The sequence below is a fragment of the Bradyrhizobium sp. LA2.1 genome, assembly GCF_040547725.1.
GTDB classification, from domain to species: Bacteria; Pseudomonadota; Alphaproteobacteria; order Rhizobiales; family Xanthobacteraceae; genus Bradyrhizobium; species Bradyrhizobium barranii.
Map to the genome: position 1 here is coordinate 112556 of NZ_JBEPQI010000015.1, position 16629 is coordinate 129184.

The window sequence follows — 16629 nt, forward strand, 5'->3', positions numbered from 1 at the left end:
AGTGACCACCTGCTCGCCCGGTTCCATTTCTCATTAGAACCTCTCTAGTTGCGAGAAACTTGCATCTGCATCTATCTGTCCATATATTGCATATAGATGCAGTGTCCACGCGTGCCCGAAATCTGGAAATGAGCGAGAATCCCGCGCCCCATCACGACGACGACGTCCATTCCGCCGCCCTCCTGTCCGGCCGCCAGCCGGCCTTGACCGGCTGCCCGTGGCACGACGTCAACGAAATGCTCCAGTCCGCGGGGCTTCGTCCGACGCGCCAGCGCATGGCGCTCGGCTGGCTCCTGTTCGGCAAGGGTGCTCGCCACCTCACGGCTGAAATGCTCTATGAGGAGGCGACGCTGGCCAAGGTGCCGGTGTCGCTCGCGACCGTCTACAACACGCTGAACCAGCTGACCGATGCCGGCCTGCTGCGCCAGGTCAGCGTCGACGGCACCAAGACCTATTTCGACACCAACGTCACCACCCACCACCATTATTACCTCGAGAACAGCCACGAGCTGGTCGATATCGAGGATCCGCATCTGGCGCTGTCCAAGATGCCGGAGGTGCCCGAGGGTTACGAGATCGCGCGCATCGACATGGTCGTGCGCCTGCGCAAGAAGCGCTGAGATCGATCCAAAGCTGCTGAATTTGCCGTCAATGGACCGGCTTGTCCCGGCCATTGTCGTTTTACGCTGTCATTCCCGGATGGTCCGAAGGACCAGACCTCAGATGCGCAATTGCGCATCGGGGAATCTCGAGATCCCGGGATGACCCTTCGGGTCAATTGACCTGCTCGTCCGAATAGACGCCCCAGAGGCGCTCCTGCTGGATCCAGCCGTCAAAGCCGTTGCCGGTGACGCGACACCAGTTTGCAGTGCACTTCTTGACCTGCGTGACGACGCCGGCCTGGAGCTTGGCCGCAACCGCGCTGTCAGGATCAGCCCGGTCGTAGATCGGCGCGAGCTCGTCCTTGTGCTTCATGGTGACGACCGCAGTGCGGCGGCCCGACAGCAGCGAATGATAGACCCAGCCCTCGGCGCCTTCGGAATCGCGCACCCGGCGCCAGTTCTCGAACTCGGCGGTGATTTCGACCGGCAGGCCGGCGCGGGTGTAGACCCAGGCGACGTCATTGTCCTTGGTCGGGCCGGCGCGCACGTTCACATGATCCGATTTGAGGCTGACATAACGCGGCACCGGCAGGCCGCTCGCGGTCTGGGGGGTGCTGTCCTTCGCCGAATGCCCGGGGCTGACCGAGGCGCTCAACCAGGTGCAAACGAGCGCCATCACCGAACAAAAACGCCCCAACGCCATCAACCCGTCTCCTGTCGAGGGCCCCGCCGCGGCGGGCCCTCACCCCAAAATTCCGAACCTGCCGCGCAAGCCCATCACCCGTGTTCCCGAAGCCTTAACCCGTGGTTCTTGTCTTGGCCCGGCCTTCTGCTAGAGAGGACGGACACTTGAACAACCAGTTTGCCCCGATTTTCCGGTCGGAAATGTCGGGAGAGCTTGAAGGAAGCGCCGGGGACGACACGGCAAAGGCAGTGTCGAACAACCGGGTTAATGAGGCCTCAACGGCCGGCCTTTGGTAACAGAGGCGGCTTGCGGCGCCTCATGAGGGCATGACATGTCGGTGAAGAAAAAGCCCCTCGTGGTGGTAACGCGCAAGCTGCCGGACTCGATCGAGACCCGGATGCGCGAGCTGTTCGACGCGCGGATCAATCTCGAGGACACACCGATGTCGGCCGAGCAGATCGCTGAGGCCGCGCGCACCGCCGACGTGCTGGTTCCGACCGTCACCGACCACATCACCGCCGACATCGTCAACCAGCCCGACTGCAAGCTCCGCCTGATCGCCAATTTCGGCAACGGCGTCGACAACATCGACGTCGAGGCCGCGCATGCCCGCGGCATCACCGTCACCAACACGCCAAAGGTCCTGACCGAAGACACCGCCGACATGACCATGGCGCTGATCCTGGCCGTGCCGCGCCGGATGATCGAAGGCGCCTCGATCCTGACCGAAGGAAAGCCCTGGCCCGGCTGGTCGCCGACCTGGATGCTCGGCCACCGCATCGGCGGCAAGCGTCTCGGCATCATCGGCATGGGCCGCATCGGCCAGGCGGTCGCGCGCCGCGCCCGCGCCTTCGGCCTCCAGATCCACTACCACAACCGTCGCCCCGTGGCCCCGAAGATCGCCGAAGAGTTAGGGGCGACCTATTGGGAAAGCCTCGACCAGATGCTGGCACGGATGGACATCATCTCGGTGAACTGTCCGCACACGCCGGCGACCTATCATCTGCTGTCGGCGCGGCGGCTGAAGCTGATCCGCAAGGACGCCTACATCGTCAACACCGCGCGCGGCGAGGTGACCGACGAGGACACGCTGATCAAGCTGATCGAGGGCGGCGAGATCGGCGGCGCCGGCCTCGACGTCTACGAGCACGAGCCCGCGGTCAATCCCAAGCTGGTGCGGCTCGCCAAGGCCGGCAAGGTGGCGCTGCTGCCGCATATGGGCTCGGCCACGATCGAGGGCCGCGTCGAGATGGGCGAGAAGGTGATCATCAACATCCGCACCTTCCTCGACGCGCACAAGCCGCCGGACCGCGTGCTGCCGAGCATGCTCTGAGGTTTATTTGCCGCGCGTTTCGCGCTTGCGCCAATCCGCGACGAAATCGATGAACGCGCGTAGCGCGGGCGGCGTCTGGCGCCGGCTCGGATAGTACAGGAACGGGCCCGGAAACGGCTCGCACCAATCTTCCATCAAGCTGACCAGCGCGCCGGACGTCACGGCGTCATGGACGTAGCCATCGAGCGTCGCCCAAATGCCGGCGCCGTCGAGCGCAGCGCGCATGGCGAGGCCCATGTTGGTCGAGATCAGCTTTGCCGGCGGATCGACCTTCACGATCTGGCCAGCCTTCTCGAACTCCAGATCATGCATGACACCACTCGAGTAGCGGGCGCGGATGCAGTCATGGTCGAGCAGATCCTTCGGATGCTTCGGCTTGCCGCGGCGCGCGATGTACGCAGGCGATGCGACGACGACATAGCTCTGCGGACCGCTCAGCGGGATCGCCACCATGTCCTGCGCGAGGTGCTCGCCATAACGCACGCCGGCATCGTAGCCCGCGCTGACGATGTCGACGAAGCCGCTTTCGGAAACGATGTCGAGATCGACCTGCTGGTAGGTCGCGAGGAACGGCCCGACCATCGGCGCCAGCACGAGGTCCACCGCCGGCGGCGGCGCGTTGATGCGCAGGCGGCCCGAGGCCACCTCGCGCAAGCCGCGGACCTGGTCCAGGGCATCGCCGACATCGCGCAGCGCCGGAGCGATGCGGGACAACAGCAGCTCGCCCGCCTCGGTCAGCGCGACGCTGCGGGTGGTGCGGTTCATCAGGCGGACGCCAAGGCGCTCCTCCAGGTCCCGCAGCCGCTGGCTAAGGCTCGACACCGACACGCGAATTTCAATCGCCGCACGCCGGAAATTGCGGGTGCGGGCAACCGCCACGAAGACGTCGAGATCACGCAGATCGGGCTCGGCCATTGTTCGTTATGATGAACAAGCCATTCTGGATTGTCCAGCTTATCGGCCTAATCGGTCAGGCGCATATCTGGCCTCGTCACGCGGCACAATCAGCCTGCCGCCTTTTCGAGGAGAACCATCATGGAACAGCGCAAACTCGGTTCAACCGGCCCGACCGTCTCCGCCCTTGGTCTCGGCTGCATGGGCATGTCGGAGGTCTATGGCCCCGCCGACCGCGGCGAAAGCATCGCCACGGTCCATGCGGCGCTCGATGCCGGCATCACGCTGCTCGACACCGGCGATTTCTACGCCATGGGCCACAATGAAATGCTGGTGCGCGAGGCCCTGAAGGATGTGTCACGCGAAAAGGTGCAGATCAGCGTGAAGTTCGGCGCGCTACGCGGTCCCGCCGGCGAATTCGCCGGCATGGACACAAGGCCAGCCGCGACCAAAAACTTCCTGGCTTATTCGCTGCAGCGCCTCGGCACCGATTACATCGACATCTACCGTCCGGCGCGTCTCGATCCCAACGTTCCCATCGAGGAGACGATCGGCGGTCTCGCCGATCTCGTGAAGGCCGGCTACATCAGGCATATCGGCCTGTCCGAGGTCGGCTCCGACACCATCCGCCGCGCGCACGCCGTGCATCCGATCGCCGATCTCCAGATCGAGTATTCACTGATCGAGCGCGGCATCGAACGCGACATCCTCAAGACCTGCCGCGAGCTCGGCATCGGCATCACGGCTTACGGCGTGCTGGCGCGCGGCCTGATCAGCGGCCATTGGTCGAAGGACTCCGGCAAGGCCGGCAGGGATTACCGGCTGATGACGCCGCGCTTCCAGGGCGAAAATCTCGACGCCAATCTCGCGCTGGTGGAATCCCTGCGCGCGATCGCCACGGAGATCGGCGCAACGCCGGCGCAAGTTGCAATCGCCTGGGTGGCGGCTCAAGGCAAGGAGATCGTGCCGCTGGTCGGCGCACGCACCCGCAACCGTCTCACCGAAGCGCTCGGCGCGGCGAAGGTAACGCTGACGCCGGCGCATCTTGCGGCGCTTGCAAAAGCATTTCCGCCCGACATCGCTTCCGGCACACGCTACGCGGCCGAGCAGATGGCGCATCTCGACAGCGAGAAGCCAGCCACGCGGTAGCGGCAGCGATCAGGTGCGATGGGCGCTGAGGTCAGTGATGACAGGCCCATCGCCGTTGAGCGGATTGGCCGGATCGCGCGCGTAGCGCAGCGTCTCGAAGCGCATCGCGCGCGCATCGATCATCAGGAGGCGGCCGACGAGGCCGTCGCCAAAGCCGACGATCTCGCGGATCGCCTCCAGCGCCATCATCGAGCCCATCACGCCCGCAAGCGCGCCCATGACGCCGGCCTCCGCGCAGGCCGGCACGGTGCCGGGCGGCGGCGCCTCCGGAAACAGGCAGCGATAGGTCGGGTTGAACACGCCCTGCTCGTTCTTCTCATGCGCGCGGATGGTGGTGAGCGAGCCGTCGAACGTGCCGAGCGCCGCCGTGATCAGCGGTCGCTTCGCGAAGAAGCAGGCATCCGAGACTAGATAACGCGTCGAGAAATTGTCGGAGCCGTCGAGCACGAGATCGTAGTCTCCGATCATGCTCAGCGCATTGTCGGCATTCAGCCAGGTGGCGTGGCCGACGAAGCGGACATGCGGATTGAGCGCGGAGATCCGCTCGGCCGCGCTCTCGACCTTGTGCCGGCCGATATCGGGCGTCGTATGGATCACCTGGCGCTGGAGGTTTGACAGCGAGACCACGTCGTCATCGACCACGCCGAGCGTGCCGATGCCGGCGGCCGCCAGATACATCAGCGCGGGCGCGCCGAGCCCACCGGCGCCGATCACCAGTACGGAGGCCCGCTTCAGCGCAGCCTGGCCCGGCCCGCCGACATCGCGCAGCACGATATGCCGGGCATAGCGTTCAAGTTCGTCCGGGCTCAGCATCGTCGTCCTTCGTTCTCTCAAACCCTCATGGTGAGGAGCGCGGAACGCGCGTCTCGAACCATGAAGGCCCCGATCTCGCCTGCGGCCATCCTTCGAGACGCGGCCTTCGGCCGCTCCTCAGGATGAGGGCCTGAGTTCGTGGCCTTTACGCCACCTGAACCACCCCAACATTGTTCGCGACCAACGAGATGTGCTTCAATGGTAGCACGTTCAATGGGCTGGCTGGATTTGTCATGAGATCGATGCTTGCGGCAACACTGATGTTCGCGGCTGCCACAGGCGCTAGCGCCCAGATGACGACGCCAGAGATCCCCGGCACCAAGCCGAAGCCGGTCCAGACCGTGCCGATCCGGCCTCCCGCACTGCAGACGCCGTCGGCGACGGCCGATGCGATGGCGCAGGCGGAACGGCTGTCGCTCCAGTCCGACCTCGCCTGGGTCGGCCAATATAACGGCGCCATCACCGGCGACGTCAGCGCACGCTTGGTCGAGGCGATCAAGGAATATCAGAAGGCCAAGGGTGGCAAGCCGACCGGCGTGCTCAATCCGCAGGAGCGCGCTGCGCTCGCCGAGACCGCGCGGCGGAAGCAGGAGAGCGTCGGCTGGAAGATCGTGATGGAGCCGACCAGCGGCGCCCGGCTCGGCATCCCCGGCAAATTGGTGCCGCAGCAGGCGACCGATGCCAACGGCTCGAAATGGACTTCGCCGACCGGCACGGTGCAGGTGCTGCTGAGCCGCCGCAAGGAAGCCAACCCGACCACGGCGAAACTCGCTGAGTCGGAGAAGGAGCCGTCCGGGCGCAAGGTCGACTACACCGTGGTGAAGCCCGACTTCTTCGTGCTGTCGGGATTGCAGGGCCTCAAGAAATTCTACGTGCGAGGCACCTTTAAGGGCGACGAAGTCCGCACCATGACGATCCTCTACGACCAGGCGACCGAGAACACGGTCGAGCCGGTCGTGATCGCGATGTCGAGCGCGTTCAATGCATTTCCGACGGGACCGCAGGCCGGGCCGCCGCCGCGCAAGACCGTCGAATACGGCACCGGCATCGTCGTCAGCGACGATGGTGCGATTGTAACGGACCGCCTCGTCACCGATAGCTGTCTTGCGATCACCATTGCCGGCTATGGTAGCGCCGACCGTCTCGCCGAGGACAAGGAGCACGATCTCGCGCTCCTGCACATCTACGGCGCGCGCGGCCTGAAGCCGCTCAGCCTCACCGGCGGTACAGCGAAAACGAGCGTCGATGTCATCGGCATTGCCGATCCGCAAAGCCAGGGCGGAGCTGCGGGCGTGTCGAGCCTCAAGGGCGCGCTGGCGCCAGTCTCGAGCAGCGACTCTGTGCTGTCGCCGCCACCGGCGGTCGGCTTCTCCGGCAGCCCGGCTATCGACAGCGACGGCAAGTTCACCGGCGTCGCGCTGTTGAAGCCGGCGATGGTCGCCGGACCCGCTACATCGGTGCCGGCGTCGCAAGCGGTGATGGTTTCTGCAGAAACGGTGCGCGACTTCCTGAAGGCGAATGTCGTCACTGCGAATGGCACGTCGACGGATGCGAAGGCGGCCGTCGTCCGCGTGATCTGCGTGCGGAAATAGGCGAGAGAGAATAATACTTCTCTCGTGTCCCGGACGCGGTGCAGGACGCAATGCCCCTCCGCTGAGCCACGCAGCTCCTGCACCGTCTCACGTGCTTTTTGGCGATGGTCCCAGATTTTCGAGAGGCGCCGTCAGCCTGCATGTAAGCCCGGCCGAGCCATACGAAACGTCAACGGAACCGCTGAAATCGTCTTTCAGCACTCGGGAAATCAGCCTGGAGCCGAAGCCTGTGCTGACGGGTTGCGATACGGATGGACCGCCAATCTCCTGCCAGACAAAGGCAAATTTTGACTCACCATCCTGAGTCTCGACTGACCATGTAATTGATACGCAGCCTCCCACCACGGTCAGAGCGCCGTACTTCGAAGCGTTGGTCGCGAGCTCGTGGAGCGCCAATGACAGAGCAAGCGCTTGTCGAGATTTCACAACGAGTGGAGGACCCGAGACGATGAAGCGGCCTTCGCCTGTCCGATAAGGCGCAAGAGCAGTGCCGATCACATCGTGAAGTGGCGCGGCCGCCCAATTTGATGCGGTCAGCAGGTCCTGCGCTCGTCCAAACGCGCCGAGCCGTGCCTGGTACTTTTCGAGATCGGCTTTGCTCGTCGGGTCGCGGAATGTCTGGGCAGCTACCGCGCTCAACACTGCAAGCGTGTTTTTGACGCGGTGCTTCAGCTCCTCATTGATGAGGTTCAGCGCTTCCCTTGCCATATGCTCGGACGTGACATCCCTGCAGACGACAAGCACGCCGCCCACCTTGCCCTCAAGATCAATTGGACCAAAGCTATACGTCCACCAAACGTCCTCGCGGTGCCCGTGACGAGTCACCGGCACCAGCTGGTCCTCATTCCAGGTCGCCCCCTTGCCCGACATGACGTACTCGATCTGGGGACCAATGATGTCCCAGATCTCAGCCCAACACTCACGGCCGCGTGCCCCCAAAGCACTAGGGTGCCTGTCCGGCCCCATCGTCTCCCGGTATGCATCGTTGTAGAACTGGATGAGTTCTGGTCCCCACCAAATGAACATCGGGTGCCGCGAGGTCAGAACGAGCCGCACTGTAACTCGAAGACTTTGGGGCCAAGTGTCCGGAGAGCCCACGGATGTGCTTGACCAGTCAAACGCTCGCGTCAAAGCGCCCATCTCGCCGCCGCCGGCCAGGAAGTCGCCGCTTATATCGCCGCCCATACGCACAGCCTTACTCAGACGCTGATCGACGAGCCTGCCGCCAGTGTTCCGCACCCTACATTGCCGAACTTGTGCCGTCATCTGCGCGGATCGGGCCGCATAGGCGACATCTGCCTCGCACCGAAAAATACCGCGGAGGTTCGAAAACCGCGAACCGCTGGATTTGCGGTCGCGACACCTGCCGGCGATTGGACGACGTCAGTTGCACAAGAGGTACGAGCGCACCGTCCTTGTGAATGCGCGGTCAGCTCAACCTGAACCTGACACCGCTCCGCGCAAGCCCCCCAGAGATCCCGACCGGCGTGCCGTCCGCGCGCCAGCAGGCGGCGCCGGTCATGGTGCCGTCGTCGTGGAAGGCAATGCCGTTCATGCCGCCCGCCACCGTCGCGACGGGCTGCACCTTGTGGCCGAGGCCCGCAAGCTTCGCGCGCACGGCCACCGGCACCTTCTGCTCGACTTCGAGCGCGTTGCCTTCGGTCCAGATGCGCGGCGCCTCGACCGCTTCCTGCAGGCTCATGCCGTGGTCGATCAGATTGACCAGCGCCTGCATCGCGCTGGGGAAGATGCGTTTTCCCCCGGGCAGGCCGAGCGCATAGCGCAGCTTGCCGCCGCTCAGCGCCATCATCGGCGACATCGAGGTGGTGACGCGCTTGCCCGGCGCCAGCGACAGCGCATGGCCGGGACGGGGATCGAACAGGTTCATGTAATTGTTGGGGATGGCGCCCAGGCCCGGGATCATGATCTTCGCGCCAAAGAGATTGTTGATGGTCTGCGTGGTCGCAACCACGTTGCCGAACGCATCCGCCGCCGTCATATGCGTGGTGTGTGCGCCTTCGAGCTGCGAGACGCCGGCGCCCCAGGCCTGCGCCCGCGCCGGATCGATGGCGCGGCGGCGTTCGTCGGCATAGGCCTTCGACGTCAGCCGCTCCACGGGGACGCCGACATAATCAGGATCGCCGCTGGCCGCGGCGCGATCGGCGAAGGCGATCTTCAGGACTTCGGCAAGATAGTGGATGGTCTCTGATGTGCCGAAGCCGAGGCCGCCGATGTCATAACCCTCCAGAATGTTCAGCATCTGCGCGATGTGCACGCCGGAGGCTGCGGGCGGCGGCGGGCCAAGGATGGTCCAGCCGCGATAATCGGCGCGGATCGGTTGCCGTTCGACGGTCTTGTAGCCGGTGAGATCGCTGCGGCGGATGAAGCCGCCGGCCTTCTCCATGTAGTCGACGAGGACATCGCCAAGCGGCCCCTCGTAGAGCGCCTTCTCGCCGTGGTCGGCGATAGTACGCAGAGTCTCCGCATACTCGGCCTGCACCACGCGTTCGCCGACCTTGAGCGGCGCGCCATCAGGCAGGTAGATAGCCGCAATCGGCTTGTCCTTGCGCATCTCGGCGGCGCTCTCGCTGATGCATTCGTGCAAGTACGGCGTCGCCGCATAGCCGCGCGCGGCATGCTTGATCGCGGGCTGCATCACATCGCCGAGCGACATGGTGCCGAAGCGGCGCAGCGTCTCGCACCAGGCTTTCAACGAGCCCGGCGTGGCGACCGCCTTGGGGCCGTTGAGGTTCTCGTTGCCGACAGTGTCGAACACGTCATGCGCCGCGCCCGGCGCGGAGGTGTAGCTGGTGTCACGCACCGCCGCAGGCACGGTGCTCTGCCCGTCGATGAAGCGGTGGCTGCCGTCGGCCAGACGTATATGCGCCATGCCGCCGCCGATGATGCCGACCATCATCGGCTCAACCACGGTCAGCGTGAACAGGGTCGCGATCGCGGCGTCGATGGCGTTGCCGCCCGCGGCCAACATCTCGGCGCCGGCGCTGGAGGCCAGCGGATGGTTGCTGACCACCATGCCGCGGCTCGAGACCGCCGGCATCTTCTGACATTCAAAGATCGTTGCCGTCCGGTCGCGCCAGTTTCCGCCCATGCCGCCCGCCCCTTTTATTTACGGCGGCAAGCACATCATACGCGCGATTGCGGGTCCAGTATTGGTACGGATTAGCTGGCATTCCCGATCCTGCCATCATCGTTATCGTTGATTCGGACATCCGCGGTCCCCTTTGGATCGGGCAGGGCACGTCCTGAGCGAGTAGAGCTCAGCATCGAGAAGCGATGCACGTTCGCGTGGCGTTACCCCAGAGACCCAGGCATTCCAGAGGATTCAACTTTCCATGCACACGATCGTACTGGCCACCCAAAAGGGTGGCAGTGGCAAGAGCACGCTTGCCATCGGCCTCGCGCTGGCGGCCAAGCAGGCCGGCTTCACCGTCCGCCTGATCGAAACCGACCCCCAGGGTACCCTGTCCAACTGGCTGCGTCGCCGCCACTCTGACGATCTCGTCGTCGAGCCGATCTATCACGCGGCCGACATCGCGCCGCGCCTGAAGATGCTGGCCGACAGCGGCTTGCAGCTCGCGATCGTCGACACCGCGGCCGGCCTCAGCGCCGCGACCACCGCCGCGATCCGCCATTCCGACCTCTGCCTGATTCCGGCTCGCCCGAGCGTTGCCGACATCGAGGCGACCGTCTCGACGCTGAGCGTCGCGCGCGCCTGGAAGCGGCCCTACGGCTTCGTGCTGAACCAGGCGCCGATCCGCGGCCAGCGCATCGACAACGCCGCCAACACCCTCGCCGAGGAAGCCGCGCTCGATCTCGCCGAGGTGCTCGCGCGCCCGCTGATCGTGATGCGCAACGACCACCAGGACTCGCTCGCGAGCGGCCTCGCCGTCGGCGAATTCGCGCCGAACGGCAAGTCGGCGGACGAGATCCGCGGCCTCTGGCGCTGGATCGAGACCCGTCTCGAGCTCGAAGCCACGACCAATGTCCTGATCGACCAGGTCATCTCGGTCGCGGACGGGATGCTGCGCGTCGCCGCCGAACACGCGGCGGACGAGACCACGACACTGGCGTCCTGAGCGGGGCGATCGCTCGGACGACAGGCGGCCTCTTCACTTATCCGGTTGAAGAGCCCAAGCGACGAAGCAATCCGGCCACCAGCCCGGCCGGATTGCTTCGCTTCGCTCGCAATGACGGCGTGGTGGGGTCGTCGCCTTCGCCGAGACTCACGGCCTATCGGCGGCAGGCCCGATCTTCACTTCTGACATTTCTGACACCAGAAGGTGGAGCGCCCGTTCTGGGTGAATCGCTTCACGGTGCCGCCGCACCCTGGCGTCTTGCAGGTCTCGCCCTCGCGGTCATAGACCTTGAAGGAATGCTGGAAATAGCCGAGCTCGCCCGAGGTCTGGCGATGGTCGCGCAAGCTCGATCCGCCGGCCTTGATGGCGTCGTTCAGCACGGTGTGAATGGCACTCACCAATCGCTTCGCGTGATCGGTCGGCTCGCCGCCGCCAACACCCTTGCGACCCTTGGTCGCGAGTGTCGCAGCAATGCGGCGCGGTGACAGATGCGAGCGATGCAGCGCTTCGCAGACATAGATGTTGCCGAGCCCGGCGACCACGCGCTGGTCGAGCAGCGCGGCCTTCAGGCTCGTCGTCTTGCCCTCGCACGATCGCGCCAGCATCGCAGCATCGAATTCATTGCCGAGCGGCTCGGGACCGAGATCGCGCAGCAGCGGCTCGTCCTCAAGCGCGTTGCGCGCGATCACTTTCATGTAACCGAAGCGGCGCGGGTCGTTGAACACGATGTCGGCGCCGGAGGACATCCGAAACAGCACGTGGTCGTGCGTGGAGTCCTTAGCCCGCGGGTAGTGAAACTCGCCCGGCGCGGTCTCGTTGTCCGGCTTGATGACGCGGAACGAGCCCGACATGCCCAGATGCATCAGCAGCACGTCGCCGGAGGCGAGATCGGCCATGAGATATTTTGCACGGCGGCCAAGCCCCGTGACGACCTGCCCCTGGAGCCGGGCCACGAAATCGGGCTGGAAGGGAAAGCGCAGATCCGGCCTGCGGGCCTCCGCGACGAGGATTTTCGCACCCTCCATGACGGGCTGAAGGCCGCGGCGGACGGTCTCGACTTCGGGCAATTCAGGCATGGTCAGGCATTCACCTTATGAGGGCGGTGTGATAGCGCCATTGCGGCGGCCGCGCTATGGTCCGCCCAGTGGAGTAGAGTAATGGATCGGCCGGGCGAAACCACGCATTTTGGCTTCAGGGACGTTCCCCTGGGGGACAAGCAGACGCTGGTGAACGATGTGTTTCACAGCGTGGCGTCGCGCTATGACTTGATGAACGACCTGATGTCCGGTGGCCTGCACCGGGTCTGGAAGGACATCATGATCACCGCGCTCAACCCGCCGCGGGGTGACCGGCCGTTCGCGCTGCTCGACGTTGCCGGCGGCACCGGCGACATCTCGTTCCGCGCTGCCAAGGCGGCAGGTCCCGGCTTCCATGCCACGGTCTGCGACATCAACGCCGAGATGCTGGCCGTGGGCCGCGAGCGTGCCGCGAAGCGGCATCTCGAGACCCAGGTCGATTTCGTCGAGGGCAATGCCGAAGCGCTCGCCTTCGCCGACCGCAGCTTTGACGCATATACGATCGCTTTCGGCATTCGCAATGTGCCGCGGATCGACCTGGCGCTGCGCGAGGCCTATCGCGTGCTGAAGCCCGGCAGCCGCTTCCTGTGCCTGGAATTCTCCACCGTCGAGATGCCTGGGCTCGACCGGATCTATGACCTGTTCTCGTTCAAGGTGATCCCGCCGCTCGGCCGCATGGTCACGGGCGACGCCGAGTCCTACCAGTATCTCGTCGAATCGATCCGCAAGTTTCCGAAACCCAACGCCTTCGCCGACATGATCCGCGACGCCGGCTTCGCCCGCGTCGGCTGGCAGACATTGTCCGGCGGCATCGTCGCACTGCATTCGGGCTGGCGTTTGTGATTTCTTCCATTACCCACATTTCGCGCCTGATCCGCGCCGCGTTCGTGTTTGCGCGCGAGGGCGTGTTCGGTTCCGTCGATCCGACCCTAGTGCCGCCGCCAGGGCAACTCGCGCTGAAGCTTGCGCGCCTCGTCGAACGGCGCGGTCCAAAGCACGGACCACGGCTGACGCGCGCGCTGACCCGGATGGGCCCAGCCTATCTCAAGCTCGGGCAGTTTCTGGCCACACGTCCCGACGTCGTCGGCGTCGTCATGGCGCGTGATCTGGAAAGCCTCCAGGATCGCTTGCCGCCGTTTTCGCAAGCCGAAGCGGAAGCCGCGATCGCGAGCTCGCTGGAGCGTCCGCTCAAGGACGTATTCGCGAGCCTCGGCCCGCCGGTCGCGGCAGCCTCGATCGCGCAGGTGCATCGCGGCGAAGTCTTGCGCGACGGCATCCGCAAGCCGGTCGCCGTAAAAGTGCTGCGGCCCAACGTGGCCTCGCGATTCCGCCGCGATCTCTCCGATTTCTTCTACGTCGCGCACAAGGCCGAGACCTATTCGAGCGAGGCGCGGCGTTTGCGCCTGATCGAAGTCATCAACACCATGTCGCGCTCGGTCGCGATGGAGATGGACCTGCGGCTGGAAGCGGCTGCAATGTCGGAGATGGCGGAGAACACGGGCGACGATCCTGATTTTCGCGTGCCGACCGTCGACTGGGACCGCACCACGCACAACGTGCTGACGATGGAGTGGATCGACGGCATCGCGCTGAACGATCACAAGCGCCTGGCAGAGGCGCAGGTCGATCTGCCCGATCTCGGCCGCAAGGTGATCCAGAGTTTTCTGCGCCACGCGCTGCGCGACGGCTTCTTCCACGCCGACATGCATCCCGGCAATTTGTTCCTGGATGACGCCGGCCGTCTGGTCGCGGTTGATTTCGGCATCATGGGCCGGCTCGGGATGAAGGAGCGGCGCTTCCTCGCCGAGATCCTGCTCGGCTTCATCACCCGCGACTATCGCCGCGTCGCTGAGGTGCATTTCGAGGCGGGCTATGTGCCGGCGCATCACTCGGTCGAGAATTTCGCGCAAGCCATCCGCGCCATCGGTGAGCCCATTCACAACCGCACCGCGGAAGAGATCTCGATGGCGCGGCTGCTGACGCTGCTGCTCGAGGTCACCGGCCTGTTCGACATGACGACGCGGCCCGAGCTGATCCTGCTGCAGAAGACCATGGTGGTGGTCGAGGGCGTGGCGCGCGCCTTCGATCCCAAGCTCGACATCTGGAAGGTCGCCGACCCCGTGGTGCGCGAATGGATCGAGCGCAATCTCGGCCCGATCGGCCGCGTGCAGGGCGCGCTCTCCGGCGGCAGCGACCTCGCCCGCGTGCTGATGCGCCTGCCCGACATCGCGCAGCGCTCGGTCGCGGTGCTCGAGCAGCTCGAGACCATGACGCGGGAAGGCATCCGGCTGTCGCCGGAGAGCATCGCCGCGATGGGCCGCAGCGAAGGCCGCAAGAACCGCTGGCGCACCGTGGCGCTCTGGATCATTGCCGCCACCTTCATCGGAATCCTGATCGCCGTCCGGAATCTGTGATTGCACTGCAATCACGGAAACGATAGCATCGCTATCATTCCGTGCTGGAGGGGCGTCATGGCAAGCCTGACCATCCGCAAGCTCGACGAGGGCGTCAAAACCTATTTGCGCCTGCGCTCGGCCAGGAACCGCAGGTCGGTCGAGGAAGAGGTCCGGGTCATCCTCGGGGAGCTGATCGAGGGCCGCGAGGAGCCACTGACGCCGTTTGCGCTGCCGCCGGCCCAATCCACCGCCCCCACGCCGCAACGGACCGGCGCCCTCCCCGAGGCCAGCGTCACCCTGATCATCGGCGGCGGGATCGCGGCCTACAAGTCGCTCGACCTGATCCGCCGGCTCAAGGAACGCCGGATCGAGGTCCGTTGCGTATTGACCAAGGCGGCGCAGCAATTCGTCACGCCGCTGGCCGTGAGTGCGCTGTCGCACGAGCGGGTCTACACTGACCTGTTCGACCCGCAGAGCGAGTTCGACGCCGGTCACATTCGCCTGGCGCGCGACTGCGACCTGATCGTCGTCGCGCCCGCGACCGCCGACCTCCTGGCGAAGATGGCCAATGGCCATGCCGACGATCTCGCCAGCGCCATCCTGCTCGCGACCAACGGCAAGGTCCTGCTGGCACCGGCGATGAATCCGCTGATGTGGAACAATGCCGCGACCCGCCGCAACGTCACGCAGCTTCAGCGTGACGGCGTGGTGCTGATCGGCCCGAATTCCGGCGAGATGGCGGAGGCAGGCGAAGCCGGAATCGGCCGCATGTCCGAAGCGATCGAGATCGCCACCGCCGCCGAGCGCCTGCTGCGTCCGCCGGTGCCGCGCCCGCTCGCCGGCAAGCGCGTGCTGATCACCGCAGGCCCCACCCACGAGCCGATCGACCCGGTGCGCTACATCGCCAACCGCTCCTCCGGCAAGCAGGGCTTTGCCATCGCCGCCGCCGCGCAGGCCGCCGGCGCCGAGGTGATCTTGGTCAGCGGTCCGGTCGATCTCGGCGACCCCCCGGGCGTGACGGTGAAGCGCGTGGAATCGGCCCGGCAGATGCTGGAACAGGTGCAGGCGGCGCTTCCCGCCGACATCGCGATCTTCGCGGCCGCAGTCGCCGACTGGCGGGTCGCCAGTGAGGGCGAGCAGAAGCTGAAGAAGACCTCGGCCGGCATGCCGCCGCTTCAGCTGGTCGAGAATCCCGACATTCTCGCCACGATCTCGAAGCTGACCGACCGGCGCCCGCCGCTGGTGATCGGCTTTGCCGCCGAGACCGAGCACCTCATCGACAACGCCAAGTCCAAGCTGGCCCGAAAGGGCTGCGACTGGATTGTCGCCAATGACGTCTCGCCGGCAACCGGCGTGATGGGCGGCGACCGCAACACCGTGCATCTGATCAGTCGCAAGAATGGTGAGGAGGACGGCGAGATCGCAGTTGATTCCTGGCCGGTGATGACCAAGGAACAGGTCGCCATCGAGCTGGTCGCGCATGTCGCAAAGAGCGTGACCGACAAATCCCGGGAGCCGGCATCTTGAGCACGAAAGTCACGGTCGAACTGCAGCAACTGGCCCACGCCGAAGGCCTTCCGCTGCCGACCTACCAGACGTCCGAAGCCGCCGGCCTCGACCTGATGGCCGCAGTTCCCGACAGCGAGCCACTGACGCTCGCCGCCGGCCAATATGCGCTGGTGCCGACCGGCCTCGCGATCGCGCTGCCGCCCGGCCACGAGGCGCAGGTGCGGCCACGCTCGGGCCTTGCCGCCAAGCACGGCGTCACCGTGTTGAACTCGCCCGGCACGATCGATGCGGACTATCGCGGCGAGATCAAGGTGATCCTGATCAACCACGGCGCAGCGCCCTTCGTGGTCAAGCGCGGCGAGCGCATCGCGCAGATGGTGATCGCGCCGGTGGTGCAGGCAGCGCTGGTTCCCGTGGCGACATTGTCCGCGACCGATCGCGGCGCCGGCGGCTTCGGCTCGACCGGCCGCTAACACACGGCAA

The 16629-nt window shown here is 65.4% G+C and carries 15 protein-coding genes; 9 read left to right on the forward strand and 6 right to left on the reverse strand.

Going from position 1 to position 16629, the window contains the following annotated elements:
* Positions 1-128 precede the first annotated feature (128 nt).
* A complete protein-coding gene (gene irrA, locus ABIB95_RS27450; RefSeq protein WP_063980150.1) occupies positions 129-620 on the forward strand; it encodes an iron response transcriptional regulator IrrA in 492 nt (163 codons plus the stop codon).
* 154 nt (positions 621-774) lie between these two features.
* Here irrA and ABIB95_RS27455 read toward each other — a convergent pair whose 3' ends face one another.
* Entirely contained in the window at positions 775-1305 is a 531-nt protein-coding gene (locus ABIB95_RS27455) for an SH3 domain-containing protein (RefSeq protein ID WP_247306042.1), read from the reverse strand.
* Positions 1306-1618: 313 nt separating this feature from the next.
* Between ABIB95_RS27455 and ABIB95_RS27460 the strand changes: the two genes are divergently transcribed.
* Positions 1619-2620 carry a 2-hydroxyacid dehydrogenase gene (locus tag ABIB95_RS27460; RefSeq protein WP_014490950.1) on the forward strand — a complete coding sequence of 334 codons (1002 nt, stop codon included), beginning with the start codon at positions 1619-1621 and terminating at the stop codon, positions 2618-2620.
* Between the two features lie 3 nt (positions 2621-2623).
* Here the strand turns inward: ABIB95_RS27460 and ABIB95_RS27465 are convergent, their stop codons facing one another.
* Positions 2624-3535 (reverse strand): LysR family transcriptional regulator, encoded by a 912-nt coding sequence (locus ABIB95_RS27465; RefSeq protein WP_354243849.1) that lies wholly within the window; start codon positions 3533-3535, stop codon positions 2624-2626.
* Between the two features lie 120 nt (positions 3536-3655).
* Here ABIB95_RS27465 and ABIB95_RS27470 point away from each other — a divergent pair, with 120 nt between their 5' ends.
* On the forward strand, positions 3656-4663 hold the full coding sequence (locus tag ABIB95_RS27470; RefSeq protein WP_247344201.1) for an aldo/keto reductase: 1008 nt from the start codon (positions 3656-3658) through the stop codon (positions 4661-4663).
* A 9-nt stretch (positions 4664-4672) separates the two neighbouring features.
* On the opposite strand, the gene ABIB95_RS27475 is transcribed toward ABIB95_RS27470, so the two are convergent.
* Positions 4673-5476 (reverse strand): HesA/MoeB/ThiF family protein, encoded by an 804-nt coding sequence (locus ABIB95_RS27475; RefSeq protein ID WP_038932760.1) that lies wholly within the window; start codon positions 5474-5476, stop codon positions 4673-4675.
* Positions 5477-5709: 233 nt separating this feature from the next.
* Here ABIB95_RS27475 and ABIB95_RS27480 point away from each other — a divergent pair, with 233 nt between their 5' ends.
* Positions 5710-7068: a serine protease gene (locus tag ABIB95_RS27480; protein ID WP_247344204.1), complete on the forward strand. Its 1359-nt coding sequence runs from the start codon at positions 5710-5712 to the stop codon at positions 7066-7068.
* Between the two features lie 87 nt (positions 7069-7155).
* Here ABIB95_RS27480 and ABIB95_RS27485 read toward each other — a convergent pair whose 3' ends face one another.
* Together ABIB95_RS27485 and ggt are read right to left on the reverse strand one after the other, a co-directional pair.
* Positions 7156-8124 (reverse strand): sensor histidine kinase, encoded by a 969-nt coding sequence (locus tag ABIB95_RS27485; protein WP_354243854.1) that lies wholly within the window; start codon positions 8122-8124, stop codon positions 7156-7158.
* A gap of 373 nt (positions 8125-8497) precedes the next feature.
* Positions 8498-10177: a gamma-glutamyltransferase gene (ggt, locus tag ABIB95_RS27490; protein ID WP_247344209.1), complete on the reverse strand. Its 1680-nt coding sequence runs from the start codon at positions 10175-10177 to the stop codon at positions 8498-8500.
* 244 nt (positions 10178-10421) lie between these two features.
* Here ggt and ABIB95_RS27495 point away from each other — a divergent pair, with 244 nt between their 5' ends.
* Positions 10422-11165, forward strand: a complete 744-nt coding sequence (locus ABIB95_RS27495; protein ID WP_354243858.1) for a nucleotide-binding protein — start codon at positions 10422-10424, stop codon at positions 11163-11165.
* Positions 11166-11341: 176 nt separating this feature from the next.
* On the opposite strand, the gene mutM is transcribed toward ABIB95_RS27495, so the two are convergent.
* The gene (mutM, locus tag ABIB95_RS27500) at positions 11342-12241 is read right to left on the reverse strand and encodes a bifunctional DNA-formamidopyrimidine glycosylase/DNA-(apurinic or apyrimidinic site) lyase (RefSeq protein WP_354243861.1); all 900 of its coding nucleotides are present in this window, start codon (positions 12239-12241) and stop codon (positions 11342-11344) included.
* 81 nt (positions 12242-12322) lie between these two features.
* On the opposite strand from mutM, the gene ubiE reads away from it, so the two are divergent.
* The 4 genes from ubiE to dut are packed head-to-tail and all read left to right on the forward strand — an operon-like array spanning position 12323 to position 16619.
* Positions 12323-13084: a bifunctional demethylmenaquinone methyltransferase/2-methoxy-6-polyprenyl-1,4-benzoquinol methylase UbiE gene (gene ubiE / locus ABIB95_RS27505; RefSeq protein WP_071908912.1), complete on the forward strand. Its 762-nt coding sequence runs from the start codon at positions 12323-12325 to the stop codon at positions 13082-13084.
* A complete protein-coding gene (ubiB, locus tag ABIB95_RS27510; RefSeq protein WP_354177272.1) occupies positions 13081-14655 on the forward strand; it encodes a 2-polyprenylphenol 6-hydroxylase in 1575 nt (524 codons plus the stop codon). The genes ubiE and ubiB overlap by 4 nt, the downstream gene beginning before the upstream one ends.
* Before the next feature lie 57 nt (positions 14656-14712).
* Entirely contained in the window at positions 14713-16164 is a 1452-nt protein-coding gene (gene coaBC, locus ABIB95_RS27515) for a bifunctional phosphopantothenoylcysteine decarboxylase/phosphopantothenate--cysteine ligase CoaBC (protein WP_354243865.1), read from the forward strand.
* Complete coding sequence (gene dut / locus ABIB95_RS27520) at positions 16161-16619, forward strand: dUTP diphosphatase (RefSeq protein WP_354243868.1); 459 nt, start codon at positions 16161-16163, stop codon at positions 16617-16619. The genes coaBC and dut overlap by 4 nt, the downstream gene beginning before the upstream one ends.
* The last annotated feature ends 10 nt before the right edge of the window (positions 16620-16629 follow it).

Excerpts from the sequence above, each read along its gene's own strand:
- irrA (WP_063980150.1), top strand. The coding sequence starts at position 129 with ATGAGCGAGAATCCCGCGCCCCATCACGACGACGACGTCCATTCCGCC.
- ABIB95_RS27455 (WP_247306042.1), bottom strand. The coding sequence starts at position 1,305 with ATGGCGTTGGGGCGTTTTTGTTCGGTGATGGCGCTCGTTTGCACCTGG.
- ABIB95_RS27460 (WP_014490950.1), top strand. The coding sequence starts at position 1,619 with ATGTCGGTGAAGAAAAAGCCCCTCGTGGTGGTAACGCGCAAGCTGCCG.
- ABIB95_RS27465 (WP_354243849.1), bottom strand. The coding sequence starts at position 3,535 with ATGGCCGAGCCCGATCTGCGTGATCTCGACGTCTTCGTGGCGGTTGCC.
- ABIB95_RS27470 (WP_247344201.1), top strand. The coding sequence starts at position 3,656 with ATGGAACAGCGCAAACTCGGTTCAACCGGCCCGACCGTCTCCGCCCTT.
- ABIB95_RS27475 (WP_038932760.1), bottom strand. The coding sequence starts at position 5,476 with ATGCTGAGCCCGGACGAACTTGAACGCTATGCCCGGCATATCGTGCTG.
- ABIB95_RS27480 (WP_247344204.1), top strand. The coding sequence starts at position 5,710 with ATGAGATCGATGCTTGCGGCAACACTGATGTTCGCGGCTGCCACAGGC.
- ggt (WP_247344209.1), bottom strand. The coding sequence starts at position 10,177 with ATGGGCGGAAACTGGCGCGACCGGACGGCAACGATCTTTGAATGTCAG.
- ABIB95_RS27495 (WP_354243858.1), top strand. The coding sequence starts at position 10,422 with ATGCACACGATCGTACTGGCCACCCAAAAGGGTGGCAGTGGCAAGAGC.
- mutM (WP_354243861.1), bottom strand. The coding sequence starts at position 12,241 with ATGCCTGAATTGCCCGAAGTCGAGACCGTCCGCCGCGGCCTTCAGCCC.
- ubiE (WP_071908912.1), top strand. The coding sequence starts at position 12,323 with ATGGATCGGCCGGGCGAAACCACGCATTTTGGCTTCAGGGACGTTCCC.
- coaBC (WP_354243865.1), top strand. The coding sequence starts at position 14,713 with ATGGCAAGCCTGACCATCCGCAAGCTCGACGAGGGCGTCAAAACCTAT.